This is a genomic window from Cupriavidus sp. 86D6 (assembly GCF_057815095.1).
In genome coordinates this window covers 27505-42185 of sequence record NZ_JBYPSB010000023.1, presented here as the reverse complement: position 1 = coordinate 42185, position 14681 = coordinate 27505, and the positions used below count along the sequence as shown (strand labels likewise).

The 14681-nt window shown below is 67.1% G+C and carries 10 protein-coding genes and 2 tRNA genes; 9 read left to right on the top strand and 3 right to left on the bottom strand.

Translation table 11 applies throughout. The features are described from left to right. Positions 1-69 precede the first annotated feature (69 nt). From AC3G88_RS28005 to AC3G88_RS27970, 8 genes are all read left to right on the top strand, one after another. Positions 70-1629 (top strand): ABC transporter ATP-binding protein, encoded by a 1560-nt coding sequence (locus AC3G88_RS28005; RefSeq protein ID WP_488772426.1) that lies wholly within the window; start codon positions 70-72, stop codon positions 1627-1629. After that, on the top strand, positions 1619-2710 hold the full coding sequence (locus AC3G88_RS28000; RefSeq protein ID WP_488772425.1) for an ABC transporter permease: 1092 nt from the start codon (positions 1619-1621) through the stop codon (positions 2708-2710). The genes AC3G88_RS28005 and AC3G88_RS28000 overlap by 11 nt, the downstream gene beginning before the upstream one ends. Further along, the gene (locus AC3G88_RS27995) at positions 2707-3660 is read left to right on the top strand and encodes an ABC transporter permease (protein ID WP_488772821.1); all 954 of its coding nucleotides are present in this window, start codon (positions 2707-2709) and stop codon (positions 3658-3660) included. Before AC3G88_RS28000 ends, AC3G88_RS27995 begins: the two co-directional genes overlap by 4 nt. Positions 3661-3681: 21 nt before the next feature. Further along, positions 3682-4971, top strand: a complete 1290-nt coding sequence (locus AC3G88_RS27990) for an amidohydrolase family protein (protein ID WP_488772424.1) — start codon at positions 3682-3684, stop codon at positions 4969-4971. Positions 4972-5058: 87 nt separating this feature from the next. Further along, a tRNA-Leu gene (locus AC3G88_RS27985) sits at positions 5059-5145 on the top strand. Positions 5146-5830: 685 nt separating this feature from the next. Next, a complete protein-coding gene (locus tag AC3G88_RS27980) occupies positions 5831-6568 on the top strand; it encodes a hypothetical protein (protein WP_488772423.1) in 738 nt (245 codons plus the stop codon). A 92-nt stretch (positions 6569-6660) separates the two neighbouring features. Further along, positions 6661-6737, top strand: a tRNA-Arg gene (locus AC3G88_RS27975). A 333-nt stretch (positions 6738-7070) separates the two neighbouring features. After that, positions 7071-8483, top strand: coding sequence for a DUF1254 domain-containing protein (locus AC3G88_RS27970; protein WP_488772422.1), 1413 nt, complete (start codon positions 7071-7073; stop codon positions 8481-8483). Between the two features lie 85 nt (positions 8484-8568). Here the strand turns inward: AC3G88_RS27970 and AC3G88_RS27965 are convergent, their stop codons facing one another. Continuing rightward, positions 8569-10674, bottom strand: coding sequence for a TonB-dependent receptor family protein (locus AC3G88_RS27965; RefSeq protein ID WP_488894356.1), 2106 nt, complete (start codon positions 10672-10674; stop codon positions 8569-8571). A gap of 157 nt (positions 10675-10831) precedes the next feature. Further along, on the bottom strand, positions 10832-13216 hold the full coding sequence (gene metE, locus AC3G88_RS27960) for a 5-methyltetrahydropteroyltriglutamate--homocysteine S-methyltransferase (protein ID WP_488772420.1): 2385 nt from the start codon (positions 13214-13216) through the stop codon (positions 10832-10834). Between the two features lie 138 nt (positions 13217-13354). Between metE and AC3G88_RS27955 the strand changes: the two genes are divergently transcribed. Beyond that, a complete protein-coding gene (locus AC3G88_RS27955) occupies positions 13355-14287 on the top strand; it encodes a LysR family transcriptional regulator (protein WP_488772419.1) in 933 nt (310 codons plus the stop codon). Here the strand turns inward: AC3G88_RS27955 and AC3G88_RS27950 are convergent, their stop codons facing one another. Continuing rightward, positions 14288-14578, bottom strand: coding sequence for an AsnC family transcriptional regulator (locus AC3G88_RS27950; RefSeq protein ID WP_488772418.1), 291 nt, complete (start codon positions 14576-14578; stop codon positions 14288-14290). Between the last annotated feature and the right edge of the window lie 103 nt (positions 14579-14681).

Below are 14681 nucleotides of genomic sequence, written 5' to 3'. Positions count from 1 at the left end.
AGGGCGCACAGGGCCCCGTCCGGCTGGACGGGGCCGCTTCATTTCCTTTTGTCTGATTTCCTAAACGCGATGCCCCAGGAATTGCCGGTGCTCCGGCTCTCGCACATCACCAAACGGTTTGGCCCGCTGCTGGCCAACGACGATATCTCGCTGGACCTGCATCGTGGCGAAGTGCTGGCCCTGCTTGGCGAAAACGGCGCCGGCAAGAGCACGCTGGTCAATATCCTGTTCGGGCACTACATCGCCGACGCGGGCAGCGTGGAGGTGGACGGCGTGACGCTGCCGCCCGGCAATCCGCGCGCGGCGCTGGCGGCGGGCGTGGGCATGGTCCATCAGCATTTCACGCTGGCCGACAACCTGTCGGTGCTCGACAACATCCTGATTGGCACCGAGCCGCTCTGGCGCTGGCGCCAGCAGCGTGGCGCCGCGCGGGCGCGTATCGACGATCTGGCGCGGCGCTTCGGGCTGGCGGTGCAGCCGCAGGCGCGGGTTGGGTCGCTGTCGGTCGGCGAACGGCAGCGCGTGGAGATTATCAAGGCGCTCTATCGCGGCGCGCGGGTGCTGATCCTCGATGAGCCCACGGCCGTGCTGACGCCGCAGGAGGCCGACAGCCTGTTCGCCACGCTGGGGCAGCTGATCGCCGAAGGGCTGTCGGTGATCTTCATCAGTCACAAGCTCGACGAGGTGCTGCGCGTCTCGCACCGCGTGGCGGTGCTGCGCGGCGGCCGGCTGGTGGCGGAGCGCCGTGCGGACACCACCGGCAAGGCGGAACTGGCCGAACTGATGGTGGGGCGCCGCGTGGAGATGCCCACGCGCAAGGCCGGCCTGGCTGGCGGCGAGATTGTCGCTGCGCTCGATCGGGTCAGCGTGGCGCCCGCGGCCGGCCGGCAGGGCCTGCGGGACGTGACGCTCGACCTGCATGCCGGGGAAATCGTCGGCATCGCCGGGGTCTCGGGCAATGGACAGGTGGCGCTGGCCGAGTTGATGAGCGGCGTGGTGGCGGCATCGTCGGGCAGCGTCCGTGTGTGTGGCGCGGCGCTGCCGGCATCGCCCCGGCGGTGGATCGGCGCCGGCGTGGCGCGCATTCCGGAAGACCGGCATGCCGAAGGCGCGGTGGGCGACCTGGCCGTGTGGGAGAACGTCATCATCGAGCAGCTTGGCAATCGGGCGTTCGTGCGGGGCGGCGTGATCCGTGGCGCGGCGTCGCGGCGCTTTGCCGGCGAACTGGCGAGCCGGTTCGATGTGCGCGGTGGCGGCATCGACGTGCCGACGCGCACGTTGTCTGGCGGCAACATGCAGAAACTGATCCTCGGCCGGGCGTTCTCGGTGCGCGGCGCGCAGGCGCCGGCGCTGGTGGTGGCCAGCCAGCCAACCTGGGGCCTCGACATCGGCGCGGTGGCGTACGTGCGCGGCCAGTTGCTCGATGCCGCGGCGCGGGGCGCGGCCGTGCTGCTGATTTCGGAAGATCTCGATGAACTGATGGCGCTGTCGGACCGCATCGCCGTCATCCATGCCGGCCGGCTGAGCGCGGCCCGCGCCACGCCGGCATGGACGCTCGGCACGCTGGGCCTGGCCATGGCCGGGGCCGACGATGCCCACACGCAGGTGGAGGTGGCCCATGCGGCTTGAAGCCCGGACCGCGGTGTCCCGTACCGCCCTGGTGATGGCGCCCGTGGGCGCGATTGTGGTCACGCTGCTGATCTGTGCGCTGCTGGTGTCGCTGGCCGGCGCGCCTGTCGGCAAGGCCTACCTGCTGCTACTGGACGGCGGCTTTGGTTCGCGCTTTGCGTGGTCCGAGACGCTCACCCGCGCCACGCCCCTGATCCTGACAGGCCTCGCCGTGGCCGTGGCGTTCCGCACGCGGCTGTTCAATATCGGTGCCGAGGGCCAGCTTTACCTGGGGGCGTTGGCGGCCGTGGCCGTGGGCGGGCAGGTGGATGGCGCGGCAGCGCCGTGGGCGGCGTCGTTGCCCAATGGCATGCCGTTTGGTCTGATGGTCGCGGCTGGCATGCTGGCCGGCGCCTTGTTGCTGCTGCTGCCGGCGCTGCTCAAGCTGAGGCTGGGCGTGGACGAGGTGGTCACCACACTGCTGCTCAATTTCATCGTGCTGCTGGGCGTCTCGCTGATGCTCGACGGGCCGATGAAGGACCCGCTGGCGATGGGCTGGCCGCAGTCCGTCGCGCTGGTGCCGGAACTGGAACTGGGCCGGCTGATGGAACGCTCGCGCGTGCATAGCGGCCTGCTGGCTGCCGTGGGCCTGGCCCTGCTGGTGTGGGCGATCAACCGGTTCACGGTCTTTGGGCTGCAGATGCGCGCCGTGGGCGCCAACGCCCGCGCGGCGGCATTCGCGGGCATGTCGGTGACGCGTGTGACGCTGCTCGCAGCGGCCCTGTCCGGCGCGCTGGCGGGCCTGGCCGGTGTGGTGGAGGTGGCCGGGCGCACAGGCTATCTCACGCTCGACATGTCGCCGGGGTACGGCTATACGGGCGTGGTGATCGCCATGCTGGCGGGCCTGCATCCGGTGGGCGTGGTGGCATCGGCCATCTTCGTGGCGGGCATCCTGGTGGGCGCAGACGGCATGAGCCGGGCCGTGGGCGTGCCCAACACGATTGCCGATGTCATCGTGGCGGTGGCGCTGCTGTCCATGCTGGTGGCGACCATGCTTGCACGCTATCGCCTGCGTTTCGACCGGATCGGGAAGGTGGCCTGATGGAACTGTTCGATATCGTTGCCGGGGCCCCGTTCTGGATTGCCGTGCTGCGCGTGGCCACGCCGCTGATCTTCGGCACGCTGGGCGTGCTGCTGTGCGAACGCGCCGGGGTGCTGAACCTGGGCATCGAAGGCATCATGGTGGCCGGGGCTTTTTCCGGCTGGCTGGCGGTGTACCACGGCGCGCCGCTGTGGGGCGGCGTGGCGGCGGCGGCGGGGGTGGGGTTGGCGTTCGGGCTGCTGCATGGCTGGCTGACGGTGTCGCTGGCGCTGTCGCAGCATGTGGCGGGGCTGGGCGTGACCATGCTGGCCACCAGCGTGTCGTACTACGCCTACCGGCTGGGCTTTGCCCAGGTCTCGACCCCGCCGACGATCACGCCGTTCGCGCCGATGACATGGTGGGCCGACGTGCCGCTGGTCGGCACGGTGATGGCGGCCGAAACGGCGCTGACGCTGCTGGCGCTGCTGATGGCGCCGCTGCTGGCCTGGCTGCTCTATCGCACGCCGCTGGGGCTGGCACTGCGCATGGTCGGCGAGAACCCCGCCGCCGCCGAGGGGCAGGGCATCCGCGTGGGGGCGGTGCGGATCGGAGCGATCATGGCCGGGTCGGCGTTGATGGCTGTGGGGGGCGCGTTTCTCACGCTGTCGGCCTTCAATGCGTTCTTCTTCAACATGATCAATGGCCGGGGCTGGATCTGCGTGGCGCTGGTGGTATTCGCGTCGTGGCGGCCGGGGCGGGCATTGCTGGGCGCGCTGCTGTTCGCGGCCTTCGATGCGCTGCAGCTGCGCCTGCAGCAGGGTGGGGCCAGCCTGCCTGGCCTGCCGGCGCTGCCGTACCAGGTCTACCTGATGCTGCCTTATATTCTGTCGATCCTTGCGCTGGTGCTGGTGGCGCGGCGCGCGGCCTATCCGCAGGCGCTGATGAAGCCGTACCGCAAGGGCGAACGCTGAACTATCCGGAAAGAGAATCCCATGTTCGATACCATCCTGCGTCACTGCAACCTGCCCGATGGCCGTACCGACGTCGACATCGGCATTGCCGCCGGCCGGATCGCGGCTGTCGAGCCCCGGCTGACGGCCACGGCAGGCGACGAGATCGATGCGGCGGGCCAGCTGGTGTCGCCACCGTTCGTCGATGCCCATTTCCATATGGATTCCACGCTGTCGTATGGCCTGCCGCGCGTGAACCAGTCCGGCACGCTGCTGGAGGGCATCGCGCTGTGGGGGGAGCTCAAGCCGCTGCTAACGCAGGACGCCATTGTCGAACGGGCGCTGGCCTATTGCGACTGGGCCGTGGCCAAGGGGCTGCTGGCAATCCGGTCGCACGTGGACGTCTGCGATCCGCGCCTGCTGGCGACCGAGGCGCTGCTGCACGTGCGCGACCGCGTGAAGCCGTACCTCGACCTGCAACTGGTGGCGTTTCCGCAGGATGGCGTGCTGCGCGCGCCCGGCGCGCTCGACACCCTGCGGCGCGCGCTGGACATGGGCGTGGACGTGGTCGGCGGCATTCCGCATTTCGAGCGGACCATGACCGACGGCGCCGCGTCGGTGAAGCTGCTGTGCGAAGAGGCTGCCAAGCGTGGCCTGCGTGTGGACATGCACTGCGACGAAAGCGACGACCCGATGTCACGCCATATCGAGACGCTGGCCAGCGAATCGGTGCGGCTGGGGCTGCAGGGACGGGTCACGGGGTCGCATCTGACGTCGATGCACTCGATGGACAACTACTACGTGTCGAAGCTGCTGCCGCTGATGCGCGAGGCGGGCGTGGCCGCCATCGCCAATCCGCTGATCAACATCACGCTGCAGGGCCGGCACGACACCTACCCGAAACGCCGCGGCATGACCCGGGTGCCCGAGCTGCTGGCCGCGGGCATCCCCGTGGCGTTCGGGCACGATTGCGTGATGGACCCCTGGTACAGCCTGGGCTCCGGCGACATGCTCGAGGTGGCGCACATGGGGCTGCACGTGGCCCAGATGACGGGCCAGGACGCGATGCGCGCCTGCTTCCGGGCCGTGACCGAAACGCCCGCGGCCATCCTGGGGCTGGACGGCTACGGCGTGGCCCCCGGCTGCCGCGCCGACCTGGTGCTGCTGCAGGCGCACGATCCGGTCGAAGCCATCCGGCTGCGAGCCACGCGGCTGCTGGTGATGCGGGCAGGCAAGGTCGTCGCGCGCACCGCGCCGGCCACCGCCACGCTGTCGCTGCCCGGCCGACCGGCCGAAGTCGACTTCGGGCTACATCGCGGCCAGGTTTTTTGAAGTTTCTGCGAGAGGGGTGTTGACAGGATGCGCGTCACTCAGCATAATCACGTTCTTCGCATCACCGCAGCAATGCAGTGAAACGAAGCCCAGATGGCGGAATTGGTAGACGCACTAGGTTCAGGTCCTAGCGGTGGCAACACTGTGGAGGTTCGAGTCCTCTTCTGGGCACCAATTCAAGACCCCGCTCAACGAGCGGGGTCTTTTCATTTGTACGCCCGGAAAGGGCAGTCCCTGCGGACTGCCCGCGGGGACTCGAAAAGCTTGCGCCTGCAGGCGCAAGCCGGGGTCGCGCCTGGGTGACCGAGTCCTCTTCTGGGCACCAATTCAAGACCCCGCTCAACGAGCGGGGTCTTTTCATTTGTACGCCCGGAAAGGGCAGTCCCTGCGGACTGCCCGTGGGGACTCGAAAAGCTTGCGCTTGCCAGCGCAAGCCGGGGTCGCGCCCGGGTGACCGAGTCCTCTTCTGGGCACCAATATTTGAAAGCCCTGCTCAACGAGCAGGGCTTTTTCATTTCCGCAGCCTCTCGTGAAATTGGCGAGTTGCCTGCCTCGTCCGACATCATCTCTCTCAGCCGCGCTCTCCGCCTTTTAGCGGGCGGCACACCCCACATTCGCCTCTAACCATCGCGCGGCCTTTGACCTATGCTCAAGCTGATCGGGCATGGTCCACACAACGCCCGACGAGGTGGTTGCCATGTCCGTACAGTTGATGTGCGGGAGAGAGGAGCGTGCCGGACGGTTGTCTGGCAGGGCGCATGTCGCCCGCCTGCATGCGGGGCACCCCGGTCTCCCCCTGTGTTTCGTACTTGCGCTGCTGGCCTGCGCCGTGGTTCATGCCGAGGAGTCCCTGGACGGCATGTCAGGGCGTGATGCGCTGCAGTTCGTGCAGGACGCGCGCGCCCCGGATACACCGCCGCCCAACCAGGCCGCACCACCAGCCATGCCGGAAGACACCGCGCTGTCGGTCGTGCCGCCGCGCATGGTGATCGGCAATGATGACCCCGACCTGCCGATCCCCGTCCATGCATCACGGACGGCGCCGGAATCCGTGCCCGAGGCCGAGCCCATCGCCATCAATCTGGCAAGCATCGATCGTGTCGTGGAGCGATTCAACAGTACGCCCCGGACGCCGCTCGTCCATGTTGAAGATGCGACGACCGCCACAGGCCTTGTCGACAGCCGTGCGCGCAGCATGGCCGTGGCGCTCGACGCGCCGTTGTCGCGCAGCGGCATGGGCCTGACGCTGCAATCGCGGGTGGAAATGGCCTATCGGCCAGGCATGGCCCCCGTGCCCAGTAACTGGGATGCACCGCCCGGCGAGGTCAGTGCCACGGGGCTGGCCGTGCGGCTCTACGGCTCCAAGCCGACGCGGCTGAGCGGTGTCTATCCGTTCGTCGAGGCCGACTGGTGGCAGGACAACCGGGCGAAGACCATCAACATCAATGGCACGCGTATCGATACCGATCTGCTGCGCGGACTGTTCTCGTTCAACATCGGCGCGCACAGCAGTTCCACCACGGGCCTGCGGCTCTGGATGAAGGCGCGCGCCGGACGCAACGCGGGCGGCACAGTGGGTGCCAGATACCGCTGGTAAACAGAGATGGCAGCGTCGTGCGCAGTCTGCGAAATAATTTTCACAAAGGGCTTGCGCGGAAGGTGAATTGCGATACAATGCGTCCCTCGCGTGCGGCTGTAGCTCAGTTGGATAGAGTACTTGGCTACGAACCAAGGGGTCGTGGGTTCGAATCCTGCCAGCCGCGCCACCTATTGGAAGGGCCTCCAGCAATGGAGGCCCTTCGTCATTTGGGGCCGGTATGTACGCCCCACCCCAGTAGGCCCAACCCCCGTAGGCCCCACCCCAGCAGGCCCCACCCCAGCAGGCGTGACGTCGCGCTCACAAAGCTGATCCTACCCCCATACTCAGTCGGGTCAGTGTTCGGTATCGCCCGGAGACGCGCCCCGGAATCATTGACAGTGGCCGAGTCGCGGGCACATCATTCGTCCGGAACAGATGCGCCTCCGGAGCAACACGCGTCCCCCCCGGACCCGTCGTGCACATTCCCCGGAAGGCCGCCACCATACTGGGAAACGGGGTCATGAACCGAACGATACGCCAACTGGCAAGCGTGGTCGCGCTTGCCGCCTTCCTTTCTGCCTGCGCATCCGCGCCGCCGCCCGCGCCGGACATACCGGCCGCGGAACAGCCGCCGTCGGATCGGGCGATGAAGGCGCTGTCCGCCGAAGTGTTTACTTATGGCTATCCGCTCGTGCTGATGGATGTCACGCGCGAGGTGATGACGGCCAAGACCCCGGTCAACACGTTCAACCATAGCCGCGCGTTCCCCGATGCCACCTACACCACCGTGGTGAGCCCGAACGCGGATACGCTGTACTCCACCGCCTGGGTGGATGTGTCCAGGGAACCGGTGGTGCTGGCCGTGCCCGATACGGCGGGCCGCTATTACGTCATGCAGATGCTCGATGCCTGGACCAATGTGTTCGCGTCGCCGGGCAAGCGCACCACGGGCACGCGTCGTGGCGCTTTTGCGATAGTCGGCCCCGACTGGGAAGGCACGCTGCCCAAGGGCGTGACGGAAATCCGTGCGCCGACCAGCATGATCTGGCTGATCGGCCGGATCCAGACCAACGGCAAGGCGGACTACGCCAATGTCCACCGCCTGCAGGACCAGTTCCGCCTGGTGCCGCTGTCGGCCTGGCGCAAGGGCATCCGCACCACGCCGCCGGCCACGCCGCGCGCAGGGATGATCGACACCGAGACACCGCCCGCCGAACAGGTGGCGGCGATGGACGCCCAGGCGTTCTTCAGCCGCATGGCCGCGTTGTTGCCGCAAAACCCGCCCGGGCCCGACGACGTGTCGATGCTCGAGAAGATGCAGCGCATGGGCGTCAAGGCCGGCGAACCGTTCAAGACAACGGTGCTGGAACCGTCCACGGCGCGCGCCGTGCAGGAGGGCGCCACCGCCGCGCTGGCCACCATCGCCGCCAACGGCCGCAAGAGCGCGGCGGGCAACACGGGCTGGCGACTGCAGCGCGACACCGGCGTGTACGGTGCCGATTTCGACCGCCGTGCCGCGGTGGCGATGTACGGGCTGGGCGCCAACCTGGCGGAGGATGCGGTCTACCCGGTTGCCCGCGCCGACGCGTCGGGTCGTCCGTTCGATGGCGGCAGCCGCTATGTGCTGCATTTCGACAAGGGCCAGCTCCCGCCGGCCAAGGCCTTCTGGTCGCTGAGCGCCTACAACGACAAGCAGGCCTTTGCCGACAATGCGCTCCAGCGTTACAGCATTGGCAGCCGCGACCGCCTGCGCTACAACCGCGATGGCTCGCTGGACATCTATATCCAGTACGAACGCCCCCCTTCCAGCCAGGTGACGAACTGGCTGCCCGCACCGCCCGATGCCTTCAGCCTGATGCTGCGGGCGTACTGGCCGGAGCAGGTCCTGCTCGACGGCAAGTGGATGCCGCCGCCCGTGCAGCGCGTGAACTGAGCGCGTTGCCTGCGGCGCCAGCATGCAAAAAACCCTTCCGGTCTGGAAGGGTTTTTCGTTTGGAGCACCGGCCGCAGGCGTCCGACTAGAACCGGTATTTCACCCCGGCGTAGAACGCGCGGCCGACGCCCGGATAGAACACGGCGGTGTTGGCCGTGCGTGCATCGGTGACGGTACTGAAATCACTGATGTAACGCTTGTCGGCCAGGTTGCGGGCGTCGAGGAACAGCGTCACGCCGCGCTCGAACTCGTAGCTGGCCTCGATACCGAACAGCACATACGACGGCACCTTGAGCGTATTGGCGTAGTCCACGTAGGCGCCGGTCGGCACCCAGTCGATCGTGCCCGCCACGCGCAGGCGGCTGTTGCGGCTATAGGCCAGCGTGGTGCGCAGTACGTGCTTCGGCACCCCGGCGATGCGGTTGTTGCCGTACACGGGATCGTTGTCGAAGCGGAAATCGCTGTAGTTCCAGATCTGCGATACGGTGAACTTGTCGCCCTTGCCGACGATATCGCGCAACACGTCGGCGCTGGCGCCCAGTTCCACGCCCTGCAGCACCGTCTTGTTGGCGTTGAAGGTCGATGCCGGAATATCGGCGCTCACCGTGTATTGCAGCAGCTGGTCGCGCAGGAGCGAACGGTACGCCGTGACATCCCACGCAAAGCGGTCCCATTTGCCGCGCGTGCCCAGTTCCAGCGTCCAGCCGTGCTGGGCCGCCAGCGGCACGAATTGCTGCGTGGCGCCGATGGTCTGGCTCAGGTCCGTAAAGTCCGGGACGTCGGCGCTGCGCGTGATGTCGATGAACGCCTGGATGTCGGGCTTCGGTTCCCACAGCACGCCAAATTTCGGATTGACGCCGCTGAATGTCGCGCCATCGGACTTGGCTGTCGGGTTGGCCGGCAGGCCGCCGTAGTCGGTGTATTCGCGCCGGTTGCGGTAGGCCTTGGCGCCCGCCATCAGCGCCACGGTGGGCAGCACGTACAGGCGGTCTTCCAGGTAGGCCTCGTAGTTGTACGCGTCCTGCTTCGCGTTCAGCGTCTGGGCGCCGCGATTGCCGTTGATATTGACGTACTGCCGCGCGTCGTTGTTGCCGCCGAAGAAGCGCGCCCCGGCGATCAGCTGGTTGCGCAGGCCGCCCAGCGTGAAGTTGCCCGTGTAGCGCGGCGCGAAGCCGTAGGTCCAGCTGTCCTGATCCACGACCTGGAAGATCGGGTGGTACAGGCTCTTGTGGATGCCCCAGGTGGTCAGGTCGATCTGGCCGTTATCGAGCTTGATGCTGGTGACGTTTGCCACCCGCTCGGTGCGGGTATTGCGCGCCTGGTCCCCCGCCAGCGCACTGGCCGATGCCATGCGCGGCGTGGTCAGCGCCTGGTTCAGCGTCAGCGCGCCGGGCAGCAGCTGGTCGACGATATAGGCGCCAAAGTAGAACCGCGTTTCCACCGCCGGGCTGAAGCGATAGCCGACGTTGGCGTTGATCTGCTCGTACTGGCCGCGCTCGTGATTGCGCCAGCCTTCGGCATGGCTGACCGTGGCGTTCGCCAGGAAGTCCCACTGGCCGATCTGGCGCGATACCTGGCCGCTGCCCCGTATCGTGCCGAAGCTGCCACCGTCCACGCGCACCATGTTCCGGGATTCGGCAGTCAGCGCCGTCGGCGTGGTGAAATTGACCGCGCCGCCCAGCGTGGTGCTGCCATACGCCAGGCCGTTGCCGCCCTTGTAGACCTCGGCGGCCGACAGTGCCAGCGGATCGATCTGGTAGAAATCCCCACTGCCGTCGGCAAAGTTCGTCGGTACGCCGTCCTGCAGGATCTCGATGCCCCGTGTGTGGTAGCCACGCGCCACGCCCGAGCCGCGAATCGACAGGCGCAGTTCCTGCCCATAGCGTTCCTGCACGTACACGCCGGGCGAATCCTTCAGGACATCGCGCAGGTCGTAGGCATAGGTATTGGTGAACGATTGTGCGTCGACAAAGCCGACCGATCCCGCCGACTGGAACAGCGACTGCCGCTGCTGCGCCAGGCCCGGCGCGGTCAGCGACCCGACGGCGGCAGCCGTGGCGGTAATGGTCGGCAGGGTAGGGATAGGGGCGGCATCCGGGCTGGTGACGGTTGCCGATTGGGCGAAGGCCGCGCTCGAGAGTGCGGCTGCAGGAAGCACCGCGACGCGGCGCCAGGGTGTGGCTCGTTTCATTCCTCTTGGTCGAAGATCACGCCGGATACCGACGTGACATCGCAATTTTCTTGTTTGGCTCGACCGAAAGGATACGGAGCCGCACGCGGCGCCGCCATGCGACACAGCGACGCAACGTGCGCTCCAGCGCATAAGCTCAGGCGTTCAGCGCATGACCTTAGGCACTGGCTTGCCCCGCGCACGACGGTCCGCATGCCGCGCCATGCCCATGCGGGGCGGGCTTGGCCGTGGCGGCGGGCCGCACCACGCGCTTCCAGCTTGCCGGCGCGTGGCCGGCAAGCTTCTGGCGCAGCGCCCGGGTGGCGCTGACCATATTCGCCAGGGCCGCCTCGGTCTCGGTCCAGCCACGGGTTTTCAGGCCGCAATCCGGGTTGACCCACAGGCGTTCCGGGGGAATCACCTCGCAGGCCCGCTCCAGCAGGCGGGTCATGGCTTCGACGGAAGGTACGCGCGGCGAATGGATGTCGTAGACACCGGGGCCGATCTCGTTCGGATAGTCGAAATCGCCAAACCCTTCCAGCAGTTCCATGGCCGAGCGCGAGGTCTCGATTGTGATCACATCGGCATCCATGGCGGCGATGGCCGGCAGGATGTCGTTGAACTCGGCATAGCACATGTGGGTGTGGATCTGCGTTTCGTCGCCCACGCCCGAGGCCGACAGGCGGAAGGCGCTGACAGCCCAGTCCAGATAGGCGGCCCAGTCGCCCCGGCGCAGCGGCAGCCCTTCGCGCAGCGCGGGTTCGTCGATCTGGATCACGCGGATGCCGGCGGCCTCCAGGTCGCAGACCTCGTCGCGGATGGCCAGCGCCAGCTGGCGCGTGGTCACGGCGCGCGGCTGGTCGTCGCGCACGAACGACCATTGCAGCATCGTCACGGGGCCGGTCAGCATGCCCTTCATCGGCTTGTCGGTCAGCGACTGCGCAAAGCGGGCCGTATCCACGGTCATCGGCTCGGGACGGTACACATCGCCAAAGATCACCGGCGGCTTCACGCAGCGCGAGCCGTAGCTCTGCACCCAGCCGTTCTCGGTGAATGCGTAGCCGCATAGCTGTTCGCCGAAATATTCGACCATATCGTTGCGCTCGGCTTCGCCATGGACCAGCACGTCGAGGCCCAGCGCCTCCTGCTTGCGCACCGCCAGTTCGATTTCGGCGCGCATGCGGTCCAGGTAGTCCAGCGCGCCGATATCGCCGCGCTTGAAGGCGGCCCGGGTCTGGCGAATGGCGGGCGTCTGCGGGAACGAGCCGATCGTCGTGGTAGGCAGCGCGGGCAGCTTCAGCGCGTCGCGCTGGCGGACGATGCGCACATCGAATGGGCTGTCGCGTTCGGCCATGTCGGCGGTCACGGCTGCCAGCCGCTTCTGCACCTGCTGGTTGACCACGCGGCGCGACGTGCGGCGCGCGGCCTGCGCGGCATCGGATGCGGCAAGCTGCCCGGCCACAGCCGATTCGCCAAGGTTCAGGGCCAGGGCCAGGGTATGCAGTTCGTCCAGCTTTTCGGTGGCAAATGCCAGCCACGCTTTCAGTTCCGGGTCGAGACGGGTTTCGGCATCGAGCGATACCGGCACATGCAGCAGCGAGCAGGAAGGCGCCAGCCAGAGGCGATCGCCCAGCTGGGCATGCAGGGGCGCGACGGCATCGAGCACCTTGCGCAGGTCGGTGCGCCAGATATTGCGGCCGTCGATCACGCCCACCGACAGCACGGCGCTACTTGGCAGCACGGCCTGCCACGCAGCCAATTGCTGGGGTGCCCGCACCAGATCGATATGAAAACCGTGTACCGGCAGCGCGGCGACACGGGCGGCATGATCGGCGGCGGTGTCGAAATACGTGGCCAGCAGCAGCTTCACGCCGGCATCGGCCAGCGCGGGGTAGGCCTGGTCATAGGCATCGAGCCATTGCGGCGGCAGGTCCAGGCACAGCGCGGGTTCGTCGATCTGTACCCACTCGATGCCGCGTGCCTGCAACTGGGACAGGATACGCCGGTAGGCTTGCACCACCTTGGGCAGCAGACTCAGCCGGTCGAAGCCGGCCGCATGCGACTTGGACAGCCACAGATAGGTGACCGGGCCGATCAGCACCGGACGTGTGGGCAGGCCCAGCGCCAGCGCCTCATCAATTTCGTCGAAATACCAGTTGGCACCGCCGTCGAAAGTACTGTCGGCGTCAAGCTCCGGCACGATGTAGTGGTAGTTGGTATCGAACCACTTGGTCATCTCCATGGCCGGCTGGGCCGCATTGCCGCGCGCCAGTTCGTAGTACTGCGCCAGCGTCAGCGCGGCCGGATCGAACCCGAATCGTTTGGGCAGGGCACCCAGCAGCGTGGTCAGGCCCAGCATCTGGTCGTACCAGGCGAAGTCGCCGGCCGCCACCGTAGCCAGCCCGGCATCGGCCTGCAACTGCCAGTGACGGGCGCGCAGCGTGGCACCCACCTCGCGCAACGCCGCTTCCGATGTCTCGCCGCGCCAGAACGCCTCTTGCGCAAACTTCAGTTCCCGTCGGGCGCCAATGCGCGGAAATCCCAAAACGTGTGTACGTGCCATGCGGTGCTCCAGTGATTTCAGTGATGTCTGATCTGGCGCACAGTGTCAGTTCCCCGCTAGAATGAATCAAGCGAGATGTTTTAAACAAAGTATGAATTTCATTCAACTTACTGGTTTGAGGGCCGGGAAGGGGCCGCGATGATTGAAGTCCGTCATTTCCGGTCGCTGGTGGCGATTGCGGACTCGGGCAAGCTGGCAACGGCGGCCGAGCGGGTGCACGTGAGCCAGTCGGCACTTTCCCATCAGATCAAGGCCATCGAGGCGCACTACGGCATGGCGCTGTTCGATCGCACGCGCCAGGGCCTGCGTTTTACGCCGGCCGGGGAGCGGCTGCTGACGCTGGCGCGCGAAACGCTGGCGGCAATCAGCGCCGCGGAGCGCGACTTGCTACGCCTGAAAAGCGATACCCGCGGCGAATTGCGCGTGGTGCTGGAATGCCATACCTGCTTTGACTGGCTGATGCCCGTCATGGACGAATTCCGGCGCCGTTGGCCGGAGGTGGAAATCGACCTCGTGGCCGGTTTCCACGCCGATCCGCTGGGGCTGCTGGCGCAAGGCAAGGCCGATATGGTGATCGGATCAAAGCCGCCGGCCCGACGCGGGCTGACCGTTGCCCCGCTGTTCCGCTTCGAGATCCTGGCGGTGATGGCCAACGAACACCGCCTGCGCAACAAGCGGCGCATCGAGGCGGCAGACCTGGCTGGCGAAACGCTGATTACCTACCCGGTGCCGGAGCAGCGGATCGACCTGATCCGCGAAGTGCTGGAGCCGGCCGGCATCCAGCTGGAACGGCGCACGGCCGAACTGACGGTGGCGGTGCTGCAGCTGGTGGCCAGCCGGCGCGGCGTGGCGGCGCTGCCCAACTGGGGCGTCAAGAACTACGTCGACCACGACTACGTGCTGGCCAAGCGCATCGGGCCCAAGGGGCTGTGGAGCGAACTCTATGCGGTGCTGCCGTCGGCCATGGCCGATCGGCCGTATGTGGACGATTTCGTATCGATCGTGCGCGAGACCTGTGCGGCGGAACTGGATGGCATCGAACTGCTCGAAGACATCCCGCGCCCGGCGTAATCACGCCGCCAGCGCCTCAGGCTCGTCCAGCGTTTCCTGTTCGCCCGTGAACGCGGCGTCAACGATTTCCAGGTCCGCGCCATGGGCCACGCGCCGCACGAACAGCTCCAGCAACTCGACCGTATCGGCCTGGCAGACCAGGCGCGCGACGTTGGCGCGGCCGGCATCGAAGGACATCTGCTGGAGCGACAGCCCGGTGCGGCGGGCATTGGCCAGCACCCATTCCAGACTGCCGAAGGTGTCGCTCAGCGGGGAGCGGTCGAGTCGCAGGGCAAGATCAAGGGCAGGCATGGCGGGTTCCGGGTGGGGCATTGCAGGATGCGAAGTGATTCGCAAGGAGTCCGGTAAATTTACCAGTCATGCCGCAAAATTGGCTTCTGAAATTTCCTCGATA